The sequence below is a fragment of the Thermodesulforhabdus norvegica genome (assembly GCF_900114975.1).
Classification (GTDB): Bacteria; Desulfobacterota; Syntrophobacteria; order Syntrophobacterales; family Thermodesulforhabdaceae; genus Thermodesulforhabdus; species Thermodesulforhabdus norvegica.
The window spans coordinates 91,054-116,471 of record NZ_FOUU01000005.1 but is presented as its reverse complement, the minus strand read 5'-3'; the positions used below and the strand labels follow the sequence as shown (position 1 = coordinate 116,471).

22 protein-coding genes are annotated in these 25,418 nt (G+C 49.9%); 10 read left to right on the top strand and 12 right to left on the bottom strand.

Going from position 1 to position 25,418, the window contains the following annotated elements; translation table 11 throughout:
* The 10 genes from BM091_RS08705 to aroF form a co-directional block, all read right to left on the bottom strand.
* Positions 1-1,872, bottom strand: coding sequence for a tetratricopeptide repeat protein (locus BM091_RS08705; protein ID WP_093395055.1), 1,872 nt, complete (start codon positions 1,870-1,872; stop codon positions 1-3).
* Positions 1,872-2,618: a pseudouridine synthase gene (locus tag BM091_RS08700; protein WP_093395053.1), complete on the bottom strand. Its 747-nt coding sequence runs from the start codon at positions 2,616-2,618 to the stop codon at positions 1,872-1,874. Before BM091_RS08700 ends, BM091_RS08705 begins: the two co-directional genes overlap by 1 nt.
* Before the next feature lie 3 nt (positions 2,619-2,621).
* A complete protein-coding gene (trpS, locus tag BM091_RS08695) occupies positions 2,622-3,659 on the bottom strand; it encodes a tryptophan--tRNA ligase (protein WP_093395052.1) in 1,038 nt (345 codons plus the stop codon).
* 15 nt (positions 3,660-3,674) lie between these two features.
* Positions 3,675-4,340 carry a site-2 protease family protein gene (locus BM091_RS08690; RefSeq protein WP_093395050.1) on the bottom strand — a complete coding sequence of 222 codons (666 nt, stop codon included), beginning with the start codon at positions 4,338-4,340 and terminating at the stop codon, positions 3,675-3,677.
* Positions 4,340-6,994: a CBS domain-containing protein gene (locus tag BM091_RS08685; protein WP_093395049.1), complete on the bottom strand. Its 2,655-nt coding sequence runs from the start codon at positions 6,992-6,994 to the stop codon at positions 4,340-4,342. The genes BM091_RS08690 and BM091_RS08685 overlap by 1 nt, the downstream gene beginning before the upstream one ends.
* 3 nt (positions 6,995-6,997) lie before the next feature.
* Positions 6,998-7,906: a site-specific tyrosine recombinase XerD gene (gene xerD, locus BM091_RS08680; RefSeq protein ID WP_093395047.1), complete on the bottom strand. Its 909-nt coding sequence runs from the start codon at positions 7,904-7,906 to the stop codon at positions 6,998-7,000.
* The gene (locus tag BM091_RS08675; protein WP_093395046.1) at positions 7,903-9,567 is read right to left on the bottom strand and encodes a pyruvate carboxylase; all 1,665 of its coding nucleotides are present in this window, start codon (positions 9,565-9,567) and stop codon (positions 7,903-7,905) included. Before BM091_RS08675 ends, xerD begins: the two co-directional genes overlap by 4 nt.
* A 26-nt stretch (positions 9,568-9,593) precedes the next feature.
* Positions 9,594-11,036: an acetyl-CoA carboxylase biotin carboxylase subunit gene (locus BM091_RS08670; protein WP_093395044.1), complete on the bottom strand. Its 1,443-nt coding sequence runs from the start codon at positions 11,034-11,036 to the stop codon at positions 9,594-9,596.
* A gap of 544 nt (positions 11,037-11,580) precedes the next feature.
* Positions 11,581-12,510, bottom strand: coding sequence for a prephenate dehydrogenase/arogenate dehydrogenase family protein (locus BM091_RS08660; protein ID WP_093395041.1), 930 nt, complete (start codon positions 12,508-12,510; stop codon positions 11,581-11,583).
* Between the two features lie 18 nt (positions 12,511-12,528).
* Positions 12,529-13,542, bottom strand: coding sequence for a 3-deoxy-7-phosphoheptulonate synthase (gene aroF, locus BM091_RS08655; RefSeq protein ID WP_093395040.1), 1,014 nt, complete (start codon positions 13,540-13,542; stop codon positions 12,529-12,531).
* A 578-nt stretch (positions 13,543-14,120) separates the two neighbouring features.
* Between aroF and BM091_RS08645 the strand changes: the two genes are divergently transcribed.
* The 10 genes from BM091_RS08645 to BM091_RS08600 are packed head-to-tail and all read left to right on the top strand — an operon-like array spanning position 14,121 to position 24,335.
* On the top strand, positions 14,121-15,842 hold the full coding sequence (locus tag BM091_RS08645) for a hydantoinase/oxoprolinase family protein (RefSeq protein ID WP_093395037.1): 1,722 nt from the start codon (positions 14,121-14,123) through the stop codon (positions 15,840-15,842).
* Entirely contained in the window at positions 15,839-17,161 is a 1,323-nt protein-coding gene (locus BM091_RS08640) for a histone deacetylase family protein (RefSeq protein WP_093395036.1), read from the top strand. Before BM091_RS08645 ends, BM091_RS08640 begins: the two co-directional genes overlap by 4 nt.
* Positions 17,158-18,243, top strand: a complete 1,086-nt coding sequence (gene rlmN / locus BM091_RS08635; protein ID WP_093395034.1) for a dual-specificity RNA methyltransferase RlmN — start codon at positions 17,158-17,160, stop codon at positions 18,241-18,243. Before BM091_RS08640 ends, rlmN begins: the two co-directional genes overlap by 4 nt.
* Positions 18,221-18,598: a phosphoribosyl-AMP cyclohydrolase gene (gene hisI, locus BM091_RS08630; RefSeq protein WP_093395033.1), complete on the top strand. Its 378-nt coding sequence runs from the start codon at positions 18,221-18,223 to the stop codon at positions 18,596-18,598. Before rlmN ends, hisI begins: the two co-directional genes overlap by 23 nt.
* Positions 18,595-19,467, top strand: a complete 873-nt coding sequence (hisG, locus tag BM091_RS08625) for an ATP phosphoribosyltransferase (protein WP_093395031.1) — start codon at positions 18,595-18,597, stop codon at positions 19,465-19,467. The genes hisI and hisG overlap by 4 nt, the downstream gene beginning before the upstream one ends.
* 33 nt (positions 19,468-19,500) lie before the next feature.
* On the top strand, positions 19,501-20,316 hold the full coding sequence (locus tag BM091_RS08620; RefSeq protein ID WP_093395030.1) for a tetratricopeptide repeat protein: 816 nt from the start codon (positions 19,501-19,503) through the stop codon (positions 20,314-20,316).
* Positions 20,313-21,470, top strand: coding sequence for a pyridoxal phosphate-dependent aminotransferase (locus tag BM091_RS08615; RefSeq protein WP_093395028.1), 1,158 nt, complete (start codon positions 20,313-20,315; stop codon positions 21,468-21,470). Before BM091_RS08620 ends, BM091_RS08615 begins: the two co-directional genes overlap by 4 nt.
* Positions 21,467-22,069: a ribosome biogenesis GTP-binding protein YihA/YsxC gene (yihA, locus tag BM091_RS08610; protein WP_093395027.1), complete on the top strand. Its 603-nt coding sequence runs from the start codon at positions 21,467-21,469 to the stop codon at positions 22,067-22,069. The genes BM091_RS08615 and yihA overlap by 4 nt, the downstream gene beginning before the upstream one ends.
* A gap of 13 nt (positions 22,070-22,082) precedes the next feature.
* Positions 22,083-23,045 (top strand): sugar phosphate isomerase/epimerase family protein, encoded by a 963-nt coding sequence (locus tag BM091_RS08605; protein ID WP_093395025.1) that lies wholly within the window; start codon positions 22,083-22,085, stop codon positions 23,043-23,045.
* 6 nt (positions 23,046-23,051) lie between these two features.
* Positions 23,052-24,335, top strand: coding sequence for a D-alanyl-D-alanine carboxypeptidase family protein (locus BM091_RS08600; protein ID WP_093395024.1), 1,284 nt, complete (start codon positions 23,052-23,054; stop codon positions 24,333-24,335).
* A gap of 199 nt (positions 24,336-24,534) precedes the next feature.
* On the opposite strand, the gene BM091_RS08595 is transcribed toward BM091_RS08600, so the two are convergent.
* A complete protein-coding gene (locus BM091_RS08595) occupies positions 24,535-24,729 on the bottom strand; it encodes an FmdB family zinc ribbon protein (RefSeq protein ID WP_093395022.1) in 195 nt (64 codons plus the stop codon).
* Between the two features lie 156 nt (positions 24,730-24,885).
* The gene (locus BM091_RS14415) at positions 24,886-25,401 is read right to left on the bottom strand and encodes a rubrerythrin family protein (protein WP_093395021.1); all 516 of its coding nucleotides are present in this window, start codon (positions 25,399-25,401) and stop codon (positions 24,886-24,888) included.
* Between the last annotated feature and the right edge of the window lie 17 nt (positions 25,402-25,418).

The following is a 25,418-nucleotide window of genomic DNA, read 5'->3' as shown; positions in this document are numbered from 1 at the left end:
CTATTGGCCTGAGCTTTTGAGCAGTTTAATTCGGACCTGCATGTAGAGTTCTTTCGCTTCTCGATCGTCGGGGCGAAGATCCAGGTATTTTTGCAGTGCCGTGAGTGTCTCTTTGAAGCGCCCGATGCTGTATTCCAGTTTTGCCTTTTGCAAGAGAAGCTCAGGGTTACGGGGGTTGAGTTTTATTAAATCATCGAGGGTGGATGCTGCCTCCTTTTTCCTGTTTTCCTTCAACAGGACGTACAACAGCATTTCGTGACACTGGGGTTTATCGGGAAGTGAAGATACGCAGGAACGGAATATTTTTTCCGAATTTTTATCAATAGTCCCGGTTCTCTGAATTAACTCAAAGTAATCCTGATAAAGGTTTAGATCTCCGGGATTCAGGGCGATCAACTTTTCAAGCACGCCCATTTCTCCTTTCAGGTTTTTCTTCTCCCGGTAGATCTTGCGAATGTAGGCAAGGGGTTTTGGGTCGTCCGGCTTCAGTGAGTGGGCTTTCTCGAAGGCAGACATGGCGTCATCGGTTTTTTTATTTTTGTATGCCAGGACGCCGAGGTTATACCAGGCGAGGAAATCTGATGGCTTAATCCTGGTAAGCATGGTATAGGCTTCCAGGAGGTCATCTGAATTTCCCGCCTTTTCCGCCACATTGATCCATCGGGTTATAGATGCCTCGTTCGGGTGTTTTCGGGCAAGCCTGCCGTAGAGTTCCAGAGCAGTATTAAAATCTCCTACCCTTTCACGACATTCGGCAACAAGCGCAAGAGCCTTATCGTCTCCCGGGTTGAGGTGAAGATATTGCTCCAGGTAGGAGATTGCCCTTTTGCAGTCCCCCTGTTTCCAGTAGGCAATTCCCAGATTGTACACGAGATTCGGGTCCTTTGAACCCAGATTCTGCCGGGCCATCTCTGAGTATCTGGCAACACAGGCCCAGTCTTTGAGTTTTGAGCACAAATCCGTGAGGAAGAGCCAGATTGAGGGTCTGAAGGGGGCGGGAATTTCCGTCGATGCCTTCTGGGCATATATTTTCGCTTTATCCGGCGTCATTCCCGATTTAAGGTACGAAACCAGGGCATTAAAATATCGAGCTTCGGGAAAATTGTTCAGCAGCACCACGTAACCTTTAACCACGTCCTCAGGTTTGTTAAGTCTTCTGTTGCAGTCGACGATGCGCTCAAGAATCTGCCTCGTAGGCCCCTTTTCCGCCAGTGTCCGGTAATGCTTTAGAGCTCCCGTATAATCGCCCTCTGAAAATAGAATCTCGGCGAGCTGCAGTCGGGCAAAAACATGGTTCGGATCGCCTTCAATAGCCTTCAGCAAAAACCAGATTTTGTCGTCAACGGATTCTGCTTTCTGTGCCTTCTGAACCCAGTCGGTAGGTGTCCATCTCGCAGTTAACCGAATTGTACCTATGTTCCACCGGAACCACCTCACCGTAATGACTTCACTGACAGGTCGGTCGAAGCTTATGTGGGGAAACATATCCTGAAAGGACGCCGGCCTGGTACGCAGTCTATCGGCATCCATGGTGAGAGAAAGTAAACGGAAGCCCCAGCCAAAAGGGGCATTTGAACGTATCTTCACAACCCTGATGGGATCCGACGGGCGGACTTCGCAGGGCCTGTCCGGCACACATTCAATAACCCTGCCGCCGGTTTCTATCTCAACGGCCTGCAGGGTGTGTGGAACCCACGGCGTCATTGCGTAAAGTTGATCGAGAGTAACCGTTCCCGTAAAGACCAGGCCACCCAGGATGAAAATCCCGCCGAGGATAATGACAAAGACAAGGCGGGCAACCCGGATTATGGGATTCCTTTTACGCCCTCTTATGTAAACTTCATAGCCCGATCCGAAACGCTCCGGAGTCATTACAAGCCTTCCCGATTAAGGCCGGTCAGCCGGTAGAGTTCTCTAACTTCCTGTCGGGACAATTCCCTGAATTTTCCGGGCTTAAGGCCTTCCAAGGTAATAGGGCCATAGGCGATTCGCTTAATCCTGAGGACCGGATACCCCGTGACCTGCCCCATACGCTTAATTTGACGATACCAGCCCTGATGCATTATGACCCTGACCCAGGTTCCGAGGCGTTCTCTTTTGACGAGGTACACTTCGGCGGGAGATGTTTTGCCTTCTTCCAGATAAACCCCATCACGCCACTTCTGAAAAAACCACTTACCGGGATGGCCTTTAACCAGAACAAGGTACTCTTTTTTCACGCCGTAGCTGGGATGAATAAGCCTGTGGGCAAGTTCACCGTCGTTGGTGAGAAGAAGGAGACCCTCCGCATCGAAATCCAGCCTTCCGACCGGATATATCCTTTCTCTGATGGAAGTCACAAAGTCCATAACGGTAGGGCGCCCCTGAGGGTCGTAAAGGGTTGTTACACAGAAACGGGGCTTATAAAGGGCTACATATCTTCTTGTGGGCAAAGGTTCAACCACATGCCCGTCAACTTTAACCACATCGACGGAGGGATCTATAACAACGCCCATTTCGGTAACCACCCTGTCGTTAACCTGCACTCTGCCTGCCCTGATCCATTCCTCCGCTTTCCTTCTGGAGGTAAGCCCCGCCTGTGCAATAAACTTCTGCAACCGTACGCCGGAACGGGTCATGGACTACCTGGCCCCTGCCCTGATATGAGCCTCTGCCTCCATAAAGGGATTCATTCCCATAGCATCTCTGACCAGCTCCATCGTCCGTGAGGCTTCCTCCCTGGCCTTCTTTATTCCCTCCTCCATTATCTCGTATACTTCGGGCATTTTCCCTTCAAACTTCCGGCGTCTTTCCCTGATGGGCTCGTGTTTCCTTTCAAGATTCTTCAGAAGAATTTTCTTGCAGTCAACACATCCTATGGATGCAGTCCGGCAACCCTGGATAATCTCAGATCGCTCGTCTTCTCCTGAGTAGATCCTGTGCAGATCGAAAACCGGACATACTTCGGGATCGCCGGGGTCGGTGCGGCGTTTCCGCTGGGGGTCGGTTATCATCGTCATGACCTTTCTGCGGACCGACTCGGCGTCTTCGGCAAGATATATGCAATTGTTATAACTTTTACTCATCTTACGACCATCGGTACCGGGAATCACGGGATACTCCGTGAGCAGTGCCTGGGGCTCCGGGAAAATGTTGCACCTGTAGAGGAAATGGAAACGCCTGACGATTTCTCTGGCAAGTTCTATGTGAGGCAACTGATCCTTGCCGACGGGGACTCCATGTGCCCGATATATGATGATATCCGCCGTCTGGAGAACCGGGTAACCCAGGAAACCGTAAGTGGAAAGATCCTTATGAGAAAGCTGCTGTTGCTGTTCCTTGTAAGTGGGATTTCTTTCCAGCCAGGGAATCGGCGTAATCATGCTCAGGAGCACATGAAGCTCGGCGTGTTCCTTTACTTCGGACTGTATGAACAAAGTGCTTTTTTCCGGGTCTATCCCAGCACTTAACCAATCGAGTACCACATCCCAGGTGTTCCGGCGAATCATTTCGGGGCTGGCGTAATCGGTCGTAAGGGCGTGCCAGTCGGCGATAAAGAAAAAACACTCGTATTCATCCTGTAACGATAGCCAGTTATCCAATGCTCCGTGAAGATTTCCCAGGTGTAACTTCCCAGTAGGACGCATACCGCTGAGAACCCTTTTCCTGGCCTGTTCCATTTAGCCTTTACCTCCTTACCCCAGAAAAATGTTGATAAGCGTCTGCAATAAAGGCCCCAGTAGAAAGGACCACACATCGGTTACGATTAAAAGCAGGATTATGAACATACCGTATCTTTCCAGGCGGGCAACGGCTACGGCCGCATTTTCGGGGAGTAACCCCACGAGAATGCGTCCTCCGTCAAGAGGCGGAATGGGCACGAGGTTTACAATCATAAGAACGAGATTTATTGCCACGGACGTACCCGCCATGAGAATAAGCGGCTCAAGAAACCATCTTGATCCGTGCCCCAGCATTGCCGAGCGAAAAGACCACATCAAACCGTGATACACAAGGCTGCTGAGGGCTGCAAGCATGAGGTTGGTCAGAGGTCCGCAAAGGGCAACACGGGCCATGCCACGCCGCCCACCGTGCAGCAGTTCCATCCTGACGGGTACGGGCTTTGCCCATCCAAAGAGAAAAGGTGCATTAAGAAGGTAGAGCATAAGCGGGAGAACAACGGTGCCCAGAGGATCAATATGAACAAGGGGGTTTATGCTGATGCGTCCTGCAAGCCTTGCCGTCGGATCACCCAGCCTTTCTGCAGCCCACCCATGGGCGATCTCATGTGCCATCACGCCGATCAGAAGGGGCAGAAAGTATATGCCGGCGTTGGTAACCTTGTGAATTATCCATTCCATTAAGACTCATCCTTGAAAATTTCCGGGTAGTGTCTTTTGAGATATTCCCACTCATCCTGTTTAGTGTAAACCAGTCCGTCCAGTTTGGCATAGAGCAATTCATCCAGTATCTTCCTGTAAATAGGCCCGGGTGGGACTCCAGCCTCCTTGAGATCACGGCCTTTGATTTCAGGACTTACGTAACGGTAGCGAGTAAGGTAAAAGTTAACGGATTTTCTGACCTCCGGAATTTCTGTCTTTGCCATAAGAAGAAGGAGCTCTTCTGTGGAAAGGCCATTAAGGATCCTGTAGGCTATGCTTGGTGGTGGACTCTCCTTTGCCTCCAGTTCTCGAGCAGCTCTGTAAATATTTCTTAACGCACCGAAGAGCCTTGTTTTATGGCCTTCGGGTAGATCCAGCTTTTTACAAACACCCTCGAGTTGCGAAGCGTTGAGGCCGTCTAACAGAGCGCAGAAATAGATCCACCACTTTTCCACCGGCTCGTCGAGGAAACTCAACTCGTACCAGGAGAGAACGTCTTTCAGAGAACGGAAGAGTTTTTCTTTTTTTTCCGTCCATTTCAACAGAGGATCCAGGACGCCCAGGAGCTGAAATTCGTCCATTCTCCTCAGGGCAGGCACGGGATCGTTTTCCATCAGAATAAGCTGTAGCTCGTGGAACAGCCTGTGGCCTCCGATTTTTTCTATAAGCCCTATTTTAACGGCATTTTGCATAAGCCTTTCGGTCTGGCGTCCTATCTGAAAACCAAAGCGCTGTTCAAAGCGAATGGCCCTTAAGATCCTTGTAGGGTCCTCCACAAAACTGAGACTGTGAAGTACTCTTATCGTCTTTTCTTTTAAGTCTTTCTGGCCGCCGAAAAAATCTATCAGCCGCCCGAACCTTTCGGGCCGAAGGTCAACAGCCAGTGTGTTTATGGTAAAGTCTCTTCTGTAAAGATCCATCTTTAGAGAACCGAATTCAACGACCGGTAGAGCTGCGGGATATCTGTAGTATTCCAGCCTCGCCGTGGCAACGTCTATTTTCATACCGTCCGGAAAAATTAGCACCGCCGTGTTGAATTTTTTGTGGGTTCTCACCCGGATACCCTCTTCCTGCGCAAAAGCACGGGCAAATACTATACCGTCACCCTCAACAACAATATCTATATCGAGATTTGGCCTTCTGAGGAGTATGTCCCTTACGAACCCACCAACAGCATAGACTCCATAGCCAAGCCTGTGACCGAGCCTGCCCATCCTTTTCAGAATATCTATCACGTATTCCGGCAACTGTTCTCTTAAAAGGCTTTCTATATTTTTTTCTCTTTTTTTCTGAAACAGCAGTTCGCCGTTCAATTCTCTCGGATGAGTCGATCGTTCTTCCACCAGGTATTTAAGCAGATCTCTGCGAGTTATTACACCGATAATCCTGCCATCTTCCACAACGGGTAGTATCCTCTGCTGAAACTCCACCAGCGGCTCCTGAATCTCAAGGATGGTGGCATCCGGTCCTACAACCTTAAAATCCCTGTTCATGTAATCCCGGGCCGGTGCGTCGTCAAAGCCGTGGTATAAAGCCTTTTCCACGGTCTGGCGTGATAATACTCCCACGGGCTCCGATGAATCCTTACGAACCACGGGAACGGCATTTATATTGAATCTTATCATTACCTCTTCCACAGACTTCAACGGCATAAGTTCGTTGACACATATGGGCGGCTGACTCATCAGGTCTCTTGCTACCGGAGTCGGCCGGATCCGGCTCTGAAGGACTTCCCACAGCTTGTTTTCTACTTCTATCAGTGTCTTCCCCCTGATGGTTGCAGAAGCCGCCGTGGCATGCCCTCCTCCGCCGAAATAAGAAGCAATCTCGCCGACGTTTACCTCCGGGATTCGGCTTCGTGCAACCATGTAAACTCTGTCCTCCATTCGGGCCAGAGCAAAGACCACATTAAGGTTTTCCATGTCTCTGAATTTATGAACGATGAGGGCAAAATCACCGACGTATTTATTCACCGAAATTGAAGATATGCATATATCTATTCCGTGAATTGTATAAATTCGGGCAGCATTTATGAGTTCATTCAGCAAAGAGACCTGTTCTCGCGTGAGATCCCTTGTGACGATATCGGCCACCACATTAAGATCGGCACCGCAGGTAAGAAGATATGCCGCCGCTTTGAGGTCATCGGGGGTTGTCGATGAAAAGGTAAAGGAGCCGGTATCCTCGTATATACCCAGTGCGAGAACGGTAGCCTCTTCAGGCGTCAGCATAATTCCCTGCTCACGTATCAGCTGGGTCAGAATTGTGGTTGTTGCCCCAACAGGTTTTATTATACTCACGGCCCCACTTACATCATCTTCTGCGTCGGGGTGGTGATCGTAAATGTGAATCTCCAGGCCACTCCGGCCTATGACCTCTTCGAACCTGCCTATTCTCGATCTCTGCCTCGTATCCACCAGAATCAGTCGCTTCACACGACTGAGGTCCAGGTCCCTGAAACGTTTGAATTCTACGGGTATCTTTTTTATGAAAGAACCCGCAAGGAATTCTCGAACCAGTTTTTCCTGAGCTCCGGCAAAAACCACATCGGCATCGGGATAAAGTTTCTTTGCCGCTATCATGGAGGCAAGAGCGTCGAAATCGGCATTGAGATGTGTCGTTATTACATCCATGGCTCAGCTTTTCGATCTGGGATGGTATCGTGAGTGGACTTCCTTAAGGTGCTTTGTCACAATGTGAGTATAAACCTGGGTGGAAGAAATGGTGGCATGTCCCAGCATTGCCTGTAGTGATCTGAGATCGACGCCGTGTTCCAGGAGATGAGTGGCAAAGGTGTGGCGCAGAACGTGAGGCGTAACGTCCCGATTAATACCGGCCATTCTGGCATACTTTTTAATCAGCTTCCACACGCCAAGGCGGGTCAGAGCCCTGCCGTTTTTGTTAACGAAGAGAACTGGCGAAGTATTGCGGCCCTTTATCAAAACCGGGCGTCCCCGGGAAAGGTACTCGTTCAGGGCTTCAATGGCATATTCCCCCAGGGGTACCACCCTTTCCTTTGAGCCTTTACCGAAAACGATCAGGAAACCCGGATCAATCTTAACCCTTTCGAGAGTAAGACCTGTGAGTTCGCTAACCCTTATCCCCGTGGCGTAAAGCAGCTCCAGTATGGCGCGATCTCTAAGGCCTATAGGGGTTTCATTATCAGGGGCTGCCAGAAGCCGGGCTACTTCGTCAAGAGACAGAAAATTGGGAAGTTCCCGCCTTCCCTTTGGAAAACTCACTTTTTTAGCAGGATTGACCTTCACCACACCTTCACGCACGAGAAAACCAAAAAAGGTCCTGAGGGCTGAAAGCTTTCTTGCCTGCGTTCTGGGCGAGCAGGTTCCCGCCAGGTAGTTCAGGTAAGACCTGATCGTTTCTCCATCGACATCCCCGGGTCCTGGAGATTCCGCAACAGACTCCCCAAGAAATAAGAGAAAATCGCGAAGATCCCGGCCATAGGCATTAAGCGTATGTTCACTCAACCCTCGTTCAACCCTGAGATGACCGAGAAAGAGATCAACCCAGCTATCGAAATCTTTCATTGTCTCCCTGTAACCCTCCTGTCCACCGGTACCGTATAGGTCTTGAAGTGATAGTCAACGAGGCACGAAGTTTTAACAGAGCTTTCAAAAACCTGGGTGGAGACTATGTCTATGCAGTGCATCTTCCCGGCATCGTCGGTAAAGGATATTCGGGCTCCATCGGGAAACCTTCCTCTGTGAAACCAGACATCAGGAGGAAGGAGCCAGACCTTTCCGTATTGATCCACAAACTTCAAAAAGTTCACGGTATCCCTCGGGAAAAGTAGATAGAGGACCAGTTCTTCCTCAGTCACAGGACGGTTCAGTTCCCTTTCCAACTCCGCCTTCCGAGCCTCAATATCTTCCTGCCGTTTCCTGATTCCGCCTTCGGTTCTTAAGACATCGTACCACCTTTTACCGTCGGCCCGCCTGAACTCCAGCACCTTTTGATAGATCCATTCAGGGGGATCATAAAACGGGAAAGGACCGTAACCGCCCAGGAGAAGCCGCTTTAGATCATCAGAAGGTTGTTCGTAGCGACCGTAAAGGACATTGCTTACTGCCGTGGACCAGAGTATCTGACTTCCGGGCGAAACGGGCCAGATGTTTCCGAGTTCCCTGATCACCTGTGCCAGTTCATCGAAGATTTCATTTATTCTGGGAAGCAACCCAAGCTGTTCGGCCTGCTCGTAGGCCATGCTTACGGCCCCACCTGTAAGCTTGTGTGCTCGAACCAGGGGATCCACTCCCCGAAAGGGGCTTTCAAAACGGGCATAGTAACGCCTTTCATGCCTGATTACCTCGGAAGTTCTTATTATGGCATCAATGTTTAATCCCCTGGGATCATAACCGTAATCTTCAAGGATTTGTATAAGCGACAATGCCGGTGCCTGACTGTACCAGGCTCCGAACCCATGATCCGACACTTCGACAATTTTCACTCCCGCCCTTATGGCCGCCACCATACGGGCAAGGTCGTTACCGTCCGTGTTATGAGCATGGTAGGCGATGGGAATGTCGGGAAAGGAGGTTCTTATGGCCGTAACGAGCGCGGCAATGCGTTCTGGAGAACCAAGGGCAGAGTGGTTTTTAATGCCCAGGATAATGTTCTTTCCGAACATATCGACGATTTCCTGAACCTTTTCCAGATAAAAGTCATCAGTGTGTTCGGGTCCTGTGCCGAAACAAAGGGAGGGAATGAGGATTCGACCGGCACGAATTACTTCCTCACCTACCACTTTTAGGTTTGGAATGTGATTCAGAAAGTCGTAAACCCTCCAGACATCAACATACCGGGCAAACTCTCTTACGGTCAGTCTGATCACATTTTCCGGGTAAGGGCGGTACCCGAAAAGGTTGTGACCTCTACACACCGTCTGGATCAGAGTACGGGGCATTGCCTTCCGCACCAGCCTCAGTTTCTCAAAGGGATTCACCTGTTTTCGCATGAGATCCACATGAACGGTGGCCCCACCCGAGATTTCAAAAGCAAAATATCCCACCGCATCACGGTATGGAGCGGCTTTAAGGGTCGTCCAGGGAAGAATTCTGCCCTTAAAATCCGACTGAGAGACATCTCTTTCATTGTTGGTGAGCAGATATCCGTCAAAATTTCTCACGAAATCGACAACTTCTTCTGCCGTTAGTTCTCTGAGCCTTTTAAGTTCGTTAATCGTGCTCATCGGGTTCCCCACCTTTTCGGTTATTCTTAAGGTGATTCGGTGTAAGGGTTAAAGCCGTGGGCATTTATTTCCGCAACGAGTCTTGCCAGTTTATCTATTTCATCCTCTTCCTCTCGATAGTCCAGAAGCTGTGGATGGGTTTCGATATAGGTCGTATCAAATCTTCTGGCCCTGAAATCGGACTCATCCACTATTGCCCGATAAAAGGGAATGGTCGTCTTCACGCCCACTATGCTGAACCCATCAAGAGCTCGTCTCAGTCGATCTACCGCTTCTTCCCAGTTGAATCCGTAGACGGTAAGTTTCACTATGAGAGAGTCATAAAATCTGGGTATTTCGTATCCCTGATAGACCGCCCCGTCAAGCCTTACTCCATGTCCACCCGGCGATTGATACACTTCTATAAGCCCGGGACAGGGTAAAAACCCCTGCTTTGGATCTTCGGCGTTTATCCTCAACTCTATGGCACAACCTCTTATTGACACGTCATCCTGACTTATAGACAGAGGCTCACCGGAAGCTATTCTCAGCTGCTCGCGGACTATATCAATACCGGTAACCATCTCCGTTACCGTGTGTTCGACCTGAATCCTCGTATTTACCTCCAGGAAATAGAAATTATTGTCCTGATCCACAAGGAACTCCACCGTTCCGGCATTAACATATCCTGCGGCCTTTGCAGCCTTCACGGCAGCATCACATACTCTTTCTTCCACGAGAGGCGGCAAAAAAGAAGGGGCAATTTCTATGAGCTTTTGATGACGTCTTTGAATGGAACAATTACGGGTGCCCATGTGGATAACGTTGCCGTAATTATCGGCAAGGATCTGCACCTCGACGTGTCGGGGCCGATCAATTCCTTTTTCGAGGTATATGTCTTCGTTGCCAAAGGAGAGCCGGGCTTCCGACCTTGAAAGCTTCAGGCCCTGGAGCAGTTCCCCCTCATTACGCACGACCCTGATACCCCTACCTCCCCCGCCCGAAACGGCTTTGACCATAATGGGAAAACCGTATTTTCGCGCAAAGTCGATCGCAACTTCCTCGCCTTCCCTGCCGGGGGGAAGCTTATCGGTTCCAGGAATAAGAGGTATGCCGACGCTTTTCATTATCTCCCGGGCTATGACCTTACTTCCCATATTCCAGATAACCTCAGACGGCGGCCCCACAAAGATGAGGCCCGCCTCGCGGCATTTTTGAGGAAATTCCGGGTTTTCCGAAAGAAAACCGTATCCCGGATGAATAGCGTCGGCTCCAACCCTTAAAGCCGCCTGAATAATGTTGTCTATGTTTAAATAGTCTTTTCTGGGCCCCGGGCCGATGCAAAGGGCTTCATCGGCTTTCATTATGTGCAGAGCAAAGCGGTCTGTTTCCTCATACACGGCCACGGTTTTTATTCCCAGCTCCTGAGCCGACCTCATTATTCTGATTGCAATTTCTCCCCGATTTGCAACGAGCAGCTTACGAATCATAGGATTCTCCCGGATCTCAAATCAAGATAACAACCCTGAAAACACAGCCCAGGTCATGGAGATTACACACATCCGGGGAGGCAATCAAACAAAACCTTTTACTTTATCACGCGTGGAACTTAAAGGTTTGCCTGTGCGGCAGATCTCGGGGATATCCGGGATCTTCTTCGTCGGCCGGGATCGTTATAATACTCACGGTCGAGCAAATGGCAATGAAAAGGTTTTATTACTTCATCTACAACCCACTTCGGCCGTTGCCTGTCCTTTAACAATTCCTTAATACTGGACCACGTTTTTTCAGAATAGTAAGGACATTTCTTCCCCTCGTTAAACAATTCACAGTGATACCTGCTCACATATTTTTCATACTTTGTGCAATATTTTATCTTCACTTCTTTGCACCTCCAGTAACTACTATTGATCTCGTTGATTATATTAACCATTGCCAACAAATGTGACAACCTCAGGCTTAAAGCATCGGGAGCCTGCGGGTATTTCATTCCCGCAGGCTCCCGTATAATGGGGCGACATAACCAAAAGTTAGTTATTCCGGTAAGGCTCTTTCGGTGTCACGAGCTCCGCAAATAGGGTCGTCGTAAAGTCGCGTGGAGATTTCCACAAGTTGCGAACTTTCCTCAAAAGCCCTGTTGCAGAAATCCCCTAAATGGGTCGCGGTATCGCGGAATTCTTCCACAAACTTTTCCAGGGCGCCCTTTCTGTAGTATTCCCTGAACAGGGACAGCCCTTCTAATAGGTGGTCGATAATTTCGCCTGTGTGAGGGTTGAGCTGTGAAATGGCCGCATAAAGCCAGGGGTTTTGTGCAAACATTCTACCGAGAATACTTATTTCAAGCCGATACACCGGGCTCGTAAACCTGAGCGTTTCTTCTATGTCAATCCCCATCTCACGGATTACCCGGCCCTTGAGCATGGTACAGAGATGAAAAAGCACCTGAATTACCGCCATCATTCTGTCGTGATGTTCGGGAGAACATTCGACCACTTTGAGTCCTTCGCGGAGAAATTGTTCCTTTACGACGAGCCAGCCTTCTCTGTCAACCCTTACTGGGCATGCCACAAGAGTCTGACCGCAGGCATTCCTGACGCTTCCCCCGAACATGGGATGGAGCCCCACAACGGAAGCCACCCCCTTGAGCATCGCTTTTATCGGCTGTACCTTGAGACTGCTTACGTCCATAACGAGCTGGTCTTTGCCAAACCTGGGTGCGTAGGATTCTATAATTTCAACGGTCCTGTGCAGGGGCACGGAGAACAGAACTATATCACTTTGCTGAAAGATTTCTTCTGACGAAACAGGTGTTCCTACGTGGTTCTTCTTCAGCACAACATCGGAAACGAGAACTCTGTAGCCGCGCTTTGAGAACAGACGTGCAAAGAACTGCCCCATTTCGCCGAGGCCACCTATAATTCCCACACAGGAGCCCGGTGCCCAATTTCCATTATAACCCGTCATGAGAGTTACCTCGGAGTGCTAGAGTTCACGTCCAACTGCCTGGGCTATCCATTTGAGTTCATCCATCATAGAGGCAAACTGCTCGGGCGTAAGGGATTGAGGCCCATCGCTCAGAGCCTCTTCTGGCCTGGGATGTACCTCGATCATAAGGCCATCGGCACCGGCCGCTATGGCGGCTCTTGCCATAGGTGCCACAAGATCGGCCCTTCCAACTCCGTGGCTGGGATCAACGATGACGGGAAGATGGGTAAGCTTTTTGAGAAGAGGCACGGCACTCAAATCCAGGGTATTCCGGGTTTCCGTCTCAAAAGTGCGAATTCCCCGCTCGCAGAGGATCACCCTTTCGTTTCCCTGGCTTACTATATATTCGGCGGACATTAGCCATTCCTTAATGGTCGCACTCATGCCCCGTTTAAGAAGTACGGGCTTTTCAATGTTTCCAACTTCTGTGAGAAGCCTGAAGTTCTGCATATTTCTCGTCCCTATCTGTATAATGTCGGCATATTTTGCAACCAGTACCGCATCCCGAGGATCCATAAGCTCGGTTACTATCAGCATACCCGTTTCTTCTCTCACCCTTGCAAGATACTCCAGAGCAGTCTTGCCCAGGCCCTGAAAACTGTAAGGAGAAGTTCGGGGTTTGAATGCACCTCCTCTCAGAAAATTCACCCCCAGAGGCCTCAAAGCCCTGGCAACCTCTTCGAGCATTTCACGGCTCTCAACGGCGCAGGGGCCTGCAATAATTTGGATCTTTTTACCGCCTATGGAGTAGCCGTTCACGGTCACAACGGTATCTTCCTGCTTAAATTCACGACTCACCAGCTTATAGGGCTTGAGAATCGGCATTACCGACTCCACACCGGACATCGACTCAAAGGGGACCTCTCTCAGGACCCGCTCATCGCCTATGGCACCGACAATGGTTCTGTGCTCACCCCGGGAAATATGCGCCTTAAGCCCGTGATCTTCAAGCCTTCGTACCACTTTTTGCAAATCTTCAGGTGTGTGATCGGGTTTCATGACAATAATCATGGCAACCTCCTCTACTCTGCTAAATCGTTAGTGTGCGTCAAAATAAAAAAGCCGCAGGCTCCGGGGTGCCTGCGGCTTTTTTTCTCCTTATGGCGGTAACACGATCAGCGCATACCCCTGCCCGCCTCTCCAATATGGTAGCAGGGATAATAATAATATCGACGGCTGATCGCACCAGACGCCATCGTGACAACCTTCCAATAAGGGATTAATATCATTTTTCCCGGTTCACGCTTATAGAATAAGCAGACGTTATTCGTCAAGGGGTTTTATCTTTCCTCCCGTACCACCGGCCGATCTTTCAAAAACCCGGCGTGGAGGGCTCTCCCGAAATTACTTCAAAAGTTTCCAAACTCACCGCCGCCCGACAAATCCGGCCATCGGCCGGATCAGAGTTAACCTTTTCCTTTCTTAAGACCTCAGAAAGGAAAACAGATCCTGGCAGGTTAAATCCCCTCACCTTCCTGATAGCATTCCGTTTCATTGACACTGCTCGGCCTTTACATTAGCATCAGGTTCTCGTGAGACGGCGGTTACATTTGAAAAGTGCAAACACACTCCTTAAACGAGGATGTCAAATGATAATCGGTCTAGATGTCGGCGGAACGCACACAGATGTAGTTCTCGTAGGCGAAGAAGGGCTCAACAATACCGTAAAAGTTCCAACCGACAGGGATAACCTTTTTGCAAGTGTTCTTAACGGGCTGGAAGAGGTCTCCAGGGGGATACCACCGGAGAAAATCCGAAGGATTGTGCTCAGCACCACATTAACCACGAACGCCATAGCCGAAAACAAGATAAACCCCGTGGCGTTGGTAGTGTCTTCGGGCCCGGGTATAAATCCCGATTTTTTCAGAATCGGTAACTACTACTACAGAGTAAGCGGATCAATTGACCACAGAGGTCGTGAAATTCAGCCCATAGACCCTTCAGAAGTAGAAGCCGTGGCGGCAAAGATACGATCGGAAGGCTTAAAGGCCGTTGGTGTAGTCGGTAAGTTTTCCATCCGGAATCCTTCTCATGAGAATCAAATCGTAAAGATAGTCAAGAATTCTTCCACAAGCTGTATAGACTACATCCTGGCTGGACATCGTGTATCGGGGAACCTCAACTTTCCAAGGCGGATCGCGACAGTCTATATCAACGCCGCGGTCCACGCCATACACCGTGACTTTTTTCGCGCCGTCGTGGAGTCACTTAAGGCCAAAGGGCTGAAAACCCCGATCTACATCCTGAAAGCCGACGGGGGTACGATGTCTTTAAAAGCATCTCTTAAATTCCCGGGACAGACAATCCTGTCGGGTCCTGCATCGAGTGTTATGGGTGCCGTTCCCTATGCCAACGCTGAAACCGAAAGTGTAGTTCTGGACATCGGCGGAACCACCACGGACATTGCCGTGCTCGTCAAGGGTGTTCCCCTGCTGGAACCCCTTGGAATTGAGCTGGGCGGATACAAAACCCTGATAAGGGCTCTGAGAACCCGATCAATACCGGTCGGTGGGGACAGTCAGGTAAACGTTGTGGGGGGTAGAATAATAATCGGTCCCGAGCGTAAGGGTCCTGCCATGGCCTTTGGGGGACCCGTTCCCACGCCCACCGATGCTCTCGTGTTTATGGGGCTCATGCAACAGGGAAACAAACTCAGGGCCGAAGAAGCCGTGAAGAGTGTGGCCGATAAACTGAACATATCTCCTTCGGAGGCCGCGGCCTCGATATACGATGCTTTTTGCAGGGCCATCGTTCTGGCCGTAAACGAAATGATCGAAGACATAAACAGCAGACCTTTCTATACGGTTCATGAGTATTTTGAAGATTACAGGATTCGCCCCAGGGAAATTTTGGCACTGGGAGGTCCTGCTCCCTTTGTCGCCGATGGTATTTCGTCAAGGTCCGGGCTTCCGGTCAGGGTTGTTCCCGTCTGCGATGTTGCAAATGCTCTGGGAGCTGCCCTTGCCCGAACCACCTGTGAGGTAACCCTTTTTGTTGATACCGAACGAGGTGTGGCTTCCGCCCCGGAAGAAGGTTTTTACAAACCCGTGGACAGCAGGTTCAGCCTCGACGATGCCAGAAAGCTGGCCTTTTCGGTTCTGAAAACAAAGGCCCTCAGTGAAGGAGCACGGGAGGGTGATCTGGAGATGGAAGTCGTAGAAGAACAGCAGTTTAATATGGTCCGTGGATTTTACACCACCGGTAGGAACATTCGCGTAAAGGTTCAGGTAAAACCAGGACTTATGGAGTACTACCGGATGATTACGGAAAAGATATCCAGTACACATCGCATATACGGGGTGGGTATATGATCAAAGCCGTTCACAAAACAGGTCTCGTGTTTTTTCCGGCCTTCGACTGGGCCATATCTCCCACACATCCGGAACGGGAAGAACGACTGCTTTACACTCAGGATCAGGTCTTTGAAGAAGGCGTTCTGGACATAGAAGGAATCGTGGAACTGAAACCGGATATAATAAATCGCGACGACATAAGGCGCGTTCATTTCTGCGTGCCCGATGAATGGAGTGTTATAACCGAATCTCACCTCATAAGCGCTGGCGGAGCAAAGACCATCGGCATGGCCGTGATGGAGGGCAAAATTCAGAGAGGTTTTGCACTGGTGAGGCCGCCGGGTCATCATGCCATGAGAGTTGTGCACGGAGCTCGAGGATTCTGCAACATAAACATTGAAGCAATAATGATTGAATTCTTACGAGATGCTTATGGGGTGGACAGGATTGCAATAGTCGATACCGATTGCCACCATGGTGACGGCACCCAGGACATTTACTGGCACGACCCCGATACGCTTTTTATATCTCTTCATCAGGACGGGCGAACGCTATACCCGGGATCGGGTTTCATCTACGAAATGGGCGGCCCTACCGCCCTTGGGACCACCGTTAACATACCTCTGCCGCCCAAGACCTCGGAAGAAGGATTCCTTTACGCCCTGGACAACGTGATCCTTCCGATCCTGGACGAGTTCAGACCCGAGCTGATCATAAATTCGGCCGGGCAGGACAATCATTACACGGATCCCATAACGGACATGAGATTCTCTGCCCAGGGTTATGCTCAGTTAACATCCAGGCTCTCACCCCACATCGCGGTGCTCGAAGGAGGCTATTCCATTGAGGGTGCACTTCCTTACGTGAACCTCGGTATAATCCTGGCCCTCGCCGGGATAGATTGCTCGGGAATAAAGGAACCCGATTATGATTTCGAAAAGCTCCGTCAATCAAAGGATACGGCAGAGTACATAAAAAAGTGCTGTGACAGGGTTCTTGAATCATGGCGAAGAGCCCCGGAATTGCGGGAACAGTTGATAAACAAAGGAGGCATCCAGGAAAGAGAGAGAACCATCTTTTACGATACCGATAACATACTGGAGAACCAGCGGGAAAAGATAGTAGTATGTTCCGAATGCCCCGGTACCTGGGCCATAGAGTCCTGGACCGACCGGGGTAGAAGAATCTACGCAGTGCATGTGCCGAGAAAAGCCTGTACCAGATGCGAGCAACAGGGCTATGAGTGGTATGAGGGAGCCCCCATGCGACCTTTTGATGCTGTGTTCCTGCAGGATAGAAAAAACAAAAAATTCCTGGTCCGGAAAAGAGAAGCATGAAGGCCGAAAAGCTTCACCTGCGCAATTTTACGCCTGGAGAGCTTGAAGGCTGGATTGAAAGCCTCGGGGAGAAAAAATTCCGGGCTCGACAGATTTTCAGGCACCTTCACAAACGACACGTAGATTCCTGGGACACCTGTACCGATCTCAGCCTTGATCTCCGGCGCAGATTGCAGAACTTATCGACACTTACAGCACTTGAACTGAAAAAGCACATGGTTTCTCGGGACGGCACCGAAAGATTCGTCTTCGCCCTGGCCGATTCGGAAACAACGGGCCTGGGCATTGAAACCGTAATGATTCCCGATCCACCTCGTTATACCGTTTGTGTATCGACTCAGGTTGGATGCCCTCTGGGGTGTGCCTTCTGTTACACCGGCAAGATCGGCTTCAAAAGAAACCTTACGGCAGGAGAGATAGTAGAACAGATTTCTCTCGTACAGAGACGCATCGGCTCCAAAAGGCGCATTACCAATGTGGTTTTTATGGGAATGGGAGAACCGCTGTTGAACGAAAGGGAACTGTTTCGCTCCCTTGAAATCCTTCTCGATCCGCAGGGATTTTCCCTGTCTCACAGAAGGATAACCGTCTCCACTGTGGGGATAATCCCCGCAATGGAGCGCCTGGGGAAAAGTTATCCCGTGAATCTGGCCGTAAGTCTTCATGCCACGAGTGATGATGTCAGGTCCCGCATTATGCCCATAAACCGTACCTACCCACTGGAACAGCTCCTGAGGGCCTGCAAAAGATACCCTCTTCCGCCCAGGAAGCGAATAACCTTCGAGTACATTCTGCTGGATGGGATAAACGACTCCGAGTCGGATGCCCTGGCTCTGTCGGAAATGCTAAAGGACTTGAGGTGCAAGGTCAATCTGATACCTTATAATCCCTTTCCCGGGTCGCCTTTTAAAAGACCTGACGACCGCAAGATCGAGCGATTCCAGAACATACTTCTGGATCGCTATATAACGGCAACAACCCGTGAAAGTCGAGGTCTCGACATCGGTGCCGCCTGCGGACAACTGGTGGGAAGTCTGGAAAATGCGGAGGAATCCGAATATGGAAAAGCCGGATTTTGCTAAGGGAGGAGGTATCCTTCCCGTTGTGGTCCAGGATGCGGAAAGTCTGAAGGTGTTAATGCTTGCTTACATGAACGAGGAGGCGTGGAGGAAGACCGTTGAAACGGGGAAGGCTCACTACTGGAGCCGAAGCCGCGGGAAAATCTGGCAAAAGGGCGAAACCTCCGGACACTTTCAGGAAGTTCTTGAAATACTGATAGATTGTGATATGGACACCATACTCATCAAGGTTCGTCAACACGGCGGTGGTGCCTGCCACGAAGGTTACGGGAGTTGTTTTTACAGAAGAATTGATGGAGACGGATGGGCCGTTGTGGAGCCTCGAGTCTTTAACCCAGAGGAGGTATATGGAAAGTGAAGCAACTGGTTTTGGGAATTCCTAAAGGGAGTTTACAGGAATCGACGGTAAATCTTTTCCGCCGATCGGGCTGGAATATTTCTATTTCTGAGCGGAGCTACTTCCCTGAAATCAACGATCCGGAGATAAGCTGTGCCATTTGCCGGGCTCAGGAGATGTCTCGATACGTTGAAAACGGCACCTTCGATGCCGGCATTACGGGCAAGGACTGGATCCTTGAGAACGAATCCGACGTGGTGGTTGTTGCCGACCTGGTTTATTCCAAGGTGTCAAACCGACCAACTCGATGGGTGCTGGCCGTTCCCTTTGATTCACCAATCAGGGACATAAAGGATCTGGAAGGAAAAAAGATTGCGACAGAGCTCGTGGGCTTCACCCGCCGGTATTTCGCGGAAGCAGGAATCAACGTTAAGGTGGAGTTCTCCTGGGGAGCTACGGAAGCCAAGGTGATCGCCGGACTCTGTGATGCGATTGTGGAGGTGACGGAGACGGGCTCCACCATGAGAGCCAACGGGCTCAGGATCGTAAAGGAACTCATGCAGTCAAATCCCCAGCTGATAGCCAACAGGGATTCCTGGCAGGATCCCTGGAAGAGGGAGAAGATAGAGCAGATTTCGTTACTCCTTCAGGGAGCATTAAGAGCGGAAGACATGGTGGGCCTGAAGATGAACGTCCCGGAAGAGCGACTTGGTGACGTGATGGAAATATTGCCCAGTTTGAATGCTCCCACCATTGCCCACCTCTACAAAAGCAACTGGTTATCCGTTGAGGTTGTTGTCTCGAAAAAGGTCGTTCGGGACCTGATTCCTCAACTAATCAAGCGAGGTGCCGAGGGTATAATCGAGTATTCGCTGAATAAGGTCATATGAAAGGCCCAGCGGCCCTATTCTGGAGAGTCGATTATGAGAAGGCTCAGGAAGGCGGATTTTACGGGAAGATGGCTTTTCTGGGGTCTTGTTGCCTCTTTGCTCGTTGCCTGCGCAACGACACCTGAAAACAGGCTTGATCCGGAAACAGCCGTCCACGACGCGGCAAAGCTTCAAAAAATCGGAGAAAGCCATCTTGCTGCCGGAAACTATGCCATAGCTCTTAAGTACCTTACGGCAGCCGAAGCAAAGGGACATGATACTCCCGAACTTTATTACGACCTTGCCCTTGCCTATCGGGGGCGCGGTTTTACCGAACAGGCCCTGGTTTATCTCAGAAAAGCCATTTCTCTAAGGCCGGACTACCCTGAAGCGCACAATGCACTGGGGGCTCTTCTGGCCGAAAAGGGGCTTATTGACGAAGCCATCAGGGAATTCACGACCGCCCTCAACGATCCCTTCTACGAAACCCCTCACTACGCAGCATACAATCTGGGCAATCTTTACTACCGCCAGGGGAATTACACGAAAGCAGAAGAATACTTCCGTCAGGCTCTTCAACTCGCACCCAATTATGCTCAGGCGCATCTGCAACTGGGAAGGGTTCTTGAAAATAGAGGAGATAAAAAAGGAGCATTTTCGGAATACAAGGATGCGGTTGCATACGCCCCCCAGTGGGCGGAAGCCCACTTTCATTACGGAAGGCTCTGTAATCACTTTGGAGACCACGTCTGCGCACGGTACTCCTTTGAGCAGGTGATAAAGCTGGCACCGGAATCGGAAATGGCCACCGCCGCCCGGAATTACCTGAAGCAACTCGGTGCCACCTATCCCGGAGGTATCGGACAATGAAGTGCAGCCGTACCGAACATATATGCTCTTTCATAGTGATGGATGTTCTCGAGAAGGCTCAGGAGCTGGAAAAACGGGGTTGTGACATAATACACCTGGAAATAGGAGAACCCGACTTCGACACTCCTCTACCCATAAAGCAAGCCGGCATAAGAGCTCTGGAGGCAGGTGAAACACACTACACCCACAGTCTGGGAATCCAGGAACTGAGAGAAGCAATTTGCCGTAATTATGAAGCAGAGTACGGTATCTACGGGCTGGATCCCGACCAGGTGGTGATAACATCGGGCACATCACCGGCCTTTCTGGTGGCTCTGGGAGCCGTTCTGGAACCAGGAGACGAGCTTATCATAACCAACCCCTGCTACCCCTGTTACCCCAATTTCGCGAGATTTCTGGGCATTATTCCCAAATTTGTGAAGGTATATGAAGAAGAAGGATTTCAATATCGGATAGAAGACGTAAAGAATGCGATAGGCCCTCGTACAAAGGGCATACTCATAAATTCTCCAGCAAACCCCACGGGACATCTTCTTGATGCCGACAGGTTAAAGGGACTGGCGGGCCTGGGGCTCTGGATCTTCAGCGACGAAATATACCACGGCCTCGTTTACGACGGAGAACGCGCTCATTCCATTCTGGAGTTTACGGACAAATGCTTCGTATTCAACGGATTTTCAAAGAAATACGCCATGACAGGCTGGCGTCTGGGTTACGTTATCATTCCCAAGCCTTTCAAAAGAACCGTGCAGTGTATGGTCCAGAATTTCTTCATTTCGGCCAATGCGGCTTCTCAGAGGGCTGCACTGGTGGCGTTAACGGATGATCGAGTGGTAACAGAAACGAAAAAAATGGTTGATGAATACGACAGGCGCAGAAAGTTTATGATTTCCAGGCTGAAAGAGATCGGCTTCGGGATAGATCATGAACCCAAAGGTGCTTTTTACGTCTTTGCAAATGCCAAAAGCTTTGGATCGGACTCCTATCGGTTGGCCTTCGAGCTCCTGGAACAGGCACATGTGGGAGTTGCACCGGGAATTGACTTCGGAACCAACGGAGAAGGCTACCTTCGCTTCTCTTACGCAAATTCCATTGAGAAAATAGACGAAGCCCTCAACAGGATAGCTCAATATCTCGAGCAGAGAAAGAAATGAGTGAGAAAGGTCTCAAGATCACCCATGCAGAATTTTATAAATCCGTTTATTCGCTTGATCAGCTGCCGGAAGAAAAGCTCCCGGAGATCGCTTTCGCCGGAAGATCCAATGTGGGCAAATCATCACTGATTAACTGCCTCGTGCAACGGAAGAAACTCGTTCATACCAGCAGCACTCCTGGAAAAACCCGGAGTATAAATTTTTATCTGATAAACCGGTCCTTTTACTTCGTAGATCTTCCCGGCTACGGATACGCAAAGGTTTCGAAGAGCATTCAGGCCCGATGGAGGCCCCTCGTTGAAGGCTACCTGAAGGACAGGGCAACGCTTCGTGCCGTTGTACTCATTATCGATTCTCGCCACCCGCCGACGGCTTCCGATATCCAGCTAAAAGACTGGCTTCAATTTCACAGAATAAATACAATCCCGGTTCTCACGAAAATTGACAAGGTCCGTAAAAGCGATCGACAGAGGCACAGGGAAGAAGCATCACGTCTTCTGGGTATCCCCGTTGATGAAATTTTTCTGTTTTCTTCAACGGAGAAGATCGGGAGAGAAGAATTATTGAAGCAGATCGTTTCTCTTACGGAGCATCAATGAGGGTGAACAAAAGATGAGCAAACCGGAAACGGGAATATCTACTTCATGGCTTGGCGACAGCCCCAGAGGTGCGGAGGAGATTATCCGGCATATCGAAGCGCTGGGAGAAGTCGACGGTGTAGAAATTAATTATCGCATCACCGGTGAAACCTTTAATAAGCTGATAAGGGCTTTGAAATCACTGGGGTTGAAAATTTTCAGCCTCCACAACTTTACACCCATCCCATCAGACATCCCCTTCCACAGAGCCAGTGGGGACCTTTATAATCTTGCAAGTCGGGATCCCTTCGAACGAGAAGCGGCCGTAAAAAATACGGCAAGAACGATAGAACTGGCTCATGAACTCGAAGGCCCCGCTGTCGTGCTGCACTGCGGCAGGGTTGACATGGAAGCCGAATGGGACAGGATTCGCAAGTGGATGAAGGAGGGAAAGCTGGAAAGCGAGGAGGTAGCATCTTTCGTAAAACAAAAGCTTAATGAAAGAAACGGTCTGGCGGATTCCCATCTGGATGGTTTGCTCCTGAGCCTGGATGAGCTTGCAAATCTGGCCGATAGATATTCGGTGACTCTCGGTATAGAAAACCGCTACTCCTTCCATGAAATGCCCCAGGAGAAGGAATTGCTGATTATCTTTGAGAAGCTCCGGGGAGCACCCCTCGCTTACTGGCATGATACGGGCCATTTCCATGTAAACAGGGTGCTGAAAATCCTTAACGAGGAAATCTGGCTCAACCAAATTTTTCCGAACACCGCCGGCTGCCATGTTCATGATGTCATAGGCGTAGATGATCATCTGCCAATTGGAGAAGGAGAGTCTGATTTCCAGGACATCAGAGCAATTACGAAATCCAGACCGGACATTCCTCTAATCCTGGAGCTTAAGGCGGGTCTGGAAGACGGAAGAGTAAAAGAAAGCCTGGAAAGGCTTAAAGAAATGATAAACCGGTGGAAGGAGCAGGAAAATCAAGGAGAATAGCCTGAGATGACGAGAATCGTGCCCATCTCGCCCTTAAAGCCTTTGATCATGACCCTTATCATTTTCCTCACGGCAGCGAGACCCCTTCTTGCACAGGGCCCATCCGTGGAATCGAGATCGGCAGTTCTCATAGAACCGGAAACGGGTTCGATCATCTACGAAAGCAATCCAGACGAAAAACTCCCGCCTGCATCCCTTACGAAAATAATGACCCTTTACATCCTTTTTGAAGCCATTGAGCGTGGAGATGTAAAGCCGGACGATCTCGTTTTCGTCAGCAAGAATGCGTGGAAAACCGGTGGATCCAGGATGTTTCTTGAGGTCGGGTCCAGAGTTCCGGTCAGAGAACTGATAAAGGGCATAGCTGTGGCTTCCGGAAACGATGCGTGTGTTGCAATAGCAGAGCACATTGCCGGAAGCGTGGAAGCCTTCGTAAACATCATGAATCAGAAAGCGCAGAAAATGGGGCTTCACTCCACGCACTTTGTCAACCCTCACGGACTTGACGATCCGGAACAGTACACCACGGCCAGAGACATAGCCAGACTTGCGTCAATATACATTCGCACATTTCCACAGGCGCTGGAATACCATTCGATGGTCGAATACACATACAACGGCATAACGCAATACAACAGAAACAGGCTTCTAAGGCGTTACCCTAATGTAGATGGTCTAAAGACCGGCTACGTCTCCAGAGGCGGCTATCATCTGGTTGCAACAGCCAAAAGAGACGGCCTGAGATTAATTGCCGTGGTTATGGGGGCACCAAAACCCGTCGTCCGTGAACGGGACTGCGCAGAGCTACTTTCCTTCGGATTTCGAAGCTATACCTTAATAGACCCGACCCAGAAGATAAGGCCTATTTCGGTAAAGGTCTGGAAAGGCGTTGTTGATGAGACTCAAATCATCCCGGAACCTGCGGAAAGGATACTCATAAGAAAAATCGACGCCGACAGGGTTGAAACCAGGCTGAATGTTCCCGAGGAAATAACAGCACCTGTGAGGGCTGGTGAGGTTGTCGGTTCGGCTACCTTTTACCTCGACGGAAAACAACTGAGCTCGGTCAACCTCATAACAAAAACGGCAATTGCAAAAGCCCCCTGGTACACATCCATACTTCAGAGCATAAAAAGAAAAGTGGGTCTTTTCCCCCGGGAAATATCCGTGTCCGCCGTTGCAAAAGCAGGTGCTGTGATTGGTGGAATACTCCTGCTTGCCGGCTTCATCCGTTACCGGACAATGAAGCGTAAAAAAAAGCTGTATTCTTCTCGAATACGCTATTTTTAAGCATCTTTTTGAGGCTTTTCCTCGGTTTTATCTCGATCACCGATCGAGCACTGTGGGCTGGCTCAGGTAGGAATTCCCAGTCTGGGAAGAACCCACCTGTTCATAACAAACCACCCAACCACAATTGCCGCAAAGGCAAGCCACTCCATATTCATTCTCCCTTCAGGCCGGTACCCTACCGGCCGCCGGAACTCTATGCTCAGCTAAAACCCTGAGACCCACAGCCCGAAATCGAACTGCCGGTCATCCCAAGTGAAAAGCACCTGGAAACCAACCTTTCACAATTCGAAGCACCACAGGAAGGACAGGTCACATTTTCGGCATCTGCCTGTGAAAGAACAAGCAATTCGAACCTGGCATCACAGGAACAACAGCGGAACTCGTAAATGGGCATAAACACCTCCTGCTTTCATATTCCATCGACTCCGACGATCTGACAGCGTGTAAATATTAATCACTCCTATAAGAGATGACAAGGCTATTACGTAAGACCCTTTGAACCGATATGGGGAAGGTTCGGGCCCCTGGGGGCCCGAAGGTTGGAGGCTATCTAGAACAGGCTTCCGAAGTTTTCATCAACCTTGAAGAACTGCTTTTTTGCAGCTCCGCATATGGGGCATTTGTCCGGGGCTTCGTCCTCTGCAGTGTATCCGCAGATTTTGCACACGTAATAATCCTTTTCGGGAAACTGCTCAAGGTTTTCAAGAGCCTTTTTATAAAGCTCGGCATGCACCTTTTCAACTTCGTTGGCATACTTAAAACTGATTTCCGCCTGCTTTTCGCCTTCTTCCTGAGCTTCCTTAATCATCTGCGGATACATGGATGTAAATTCGTGGGTTTCTCCGCTTATGGCTTCCTGCAGATTTTCCTTCGTGGATTTTATTCCTTTGAGTACCTTGAGGTGTTTTAGAGAATGGATCATCTCGGCGGCAGCAGCGGCTCGAAAAAGCCTGGCCACACCCGGGTATCCTTCTTCAAGAGCCTTTTCCGCAAAGGCAAGGTATTTCCTCGTGGCCTGGGACTCTCCTGCAAATGCCTCTTTCAGGTTCTTTTCCGTCCTGGACATTTTTTCCTCCCTGGTTC

Bases quoted from the DNA above. Each gene is read 5' to 3' on its own strand.
- BM091_RS08705 (WP_093395055.1), bottom strand. From the start codon at position 1,872: ATGACTCCGGAGCGTTTCGGATCGGGCTATGAAGTTTACATAAGAGGG.
- BM091_RS08700 (WP_093395053.1), bottom strand. From the start codon at position 2,618: ATGACCCGTTCCGGCGTACGGTTGCAGAAGTTTATTGCACAGGCGGGG.
- trpS (WP_093395052.1), bottom strand. From the start codon at position 3,659: ATGGAACAGGCCAGGAAAAGGGTTCTCAGCGGTATGCGTCCTACTGGG.
- BM091_RS08690 (WP_093395050.1), bottom strand. From the start codon at position 4,340: ATGGAATGGATAATTCACAAGGTTACCAACGCCGGCATATACTTTCTG.
- BM091_RS08685 (WP_093395049.1), bottom strand. From the start codon at position 6,994: ATGGATGTAATAACGACACATCTCAATGCCGATTTCGACGCTCTTGCC.
- xerD (WP_093395047.1), bottom strand. From the start codon at position 7,906: ATGAAAGATTTCGATAGCTGGGTTGATCTCTTTCTCGGTCATCTCAGG.
- BM091_RS08675 (WP_093395046.1), bottom strand. From the start codon at position 9,567: ATGAGCACGATTAACGAACTTAAAAGGCTCAGAGAACTAACGGCAGAA.
- BM091_RS08670 (WP_093395044.1), bottom strand. From the start codon at position 11,036: ATGATTCGTAAGCTGCTCGTTGCAAATCGGGGAGAAATTGCAATCAGA.
- BM091_RS08660 (WP_093395041.1), bottom strand. From the start codon at position 12,510: ATGACGGGTTATAATGGAAATTGGGCACCGGGCTCCTGTGTGGGAATT.
- aroF (WP_093395040.1), bottom strand. From the start codon at position 13,542: ATGATTATTGTCATGAAACCCGATCACACACCTGAAGATTTGCAAAAA.
- BM091_RS08645 (WP_093395037.1), top strand. From the start codon at position 14,121: ATGATAATCGGTCTAGATGTCGGCGGAACGCACACAGATGTAGTTCTC.
- BM091_RS08640 (WP_093395036.1), top strand. From the start codon at position 15,839: ATGATCAAAGCCGTTCACAAAACAGGTCTCGTGTTTTTTCCGGCCTTC.
- rlmN (WP_093395034.1), top strand. From the start codon at position 17,158: ATGAAGGCCGAAAAGCTTCACCTGCGCAATTTTACGCCTGGAGAGCTT.
- hisI (WP_093395033.1), top strand. From the start codon at position 18,221: ATGGAAAAGCCGGATTTTGCTAAGGGAGGAGGTATCCTTCCCGTTGTG.
- BM091_RS08620 (WP_093395030.1), top strand. From the start codon at position 19,501: ATGAGAAGGCTCAGGAAGGCGGATTTTACGGGAAGATGGCTTTTCTGG.
- BM091_RS08615 (WP_093395028.1), top strand. From the start codon at position 20,313: ATGAAGTGCAGCCGTACCGAACATATATGCTCTTTCATAGTGATGGAT.
- yihA (WP_093395027.1), top strand. From the start codon at position 21,467: ATGAGTGAGAAAGGTCTCAAGATCACCCATGCAGAATTTTATAAATCC.
- BM091_RS08605 (WP_093395025.1), top strand. From the start codon at position 22,083: ATGAGCAAACCGGAAACGGGAATATCTACTTCATGGCTTGGCGACAGC.
- BM091_RS08600 (WP_093395024.1), top strand. From the start codon at position 23,052: ATGACGAGAATCGTGCCCATCTCGCCCTTAAAGCCTTTGATCATGACC.
- BM091_RS08595 (WP_093395022.1), bottom strand. From the start codon at position 24,729: ATGCCCATTTACGAGTTCCGCTGTTGTTCCTGTGATGCCAGGTTCGAA.
- BM091_RS14415 (WP_093395021.1), bottom strand. From the start codon at position 25,401: ATGTCCAGGACGGAAAAGAACCTGAAAGAGGCATTTGCAGGAGAGTCC.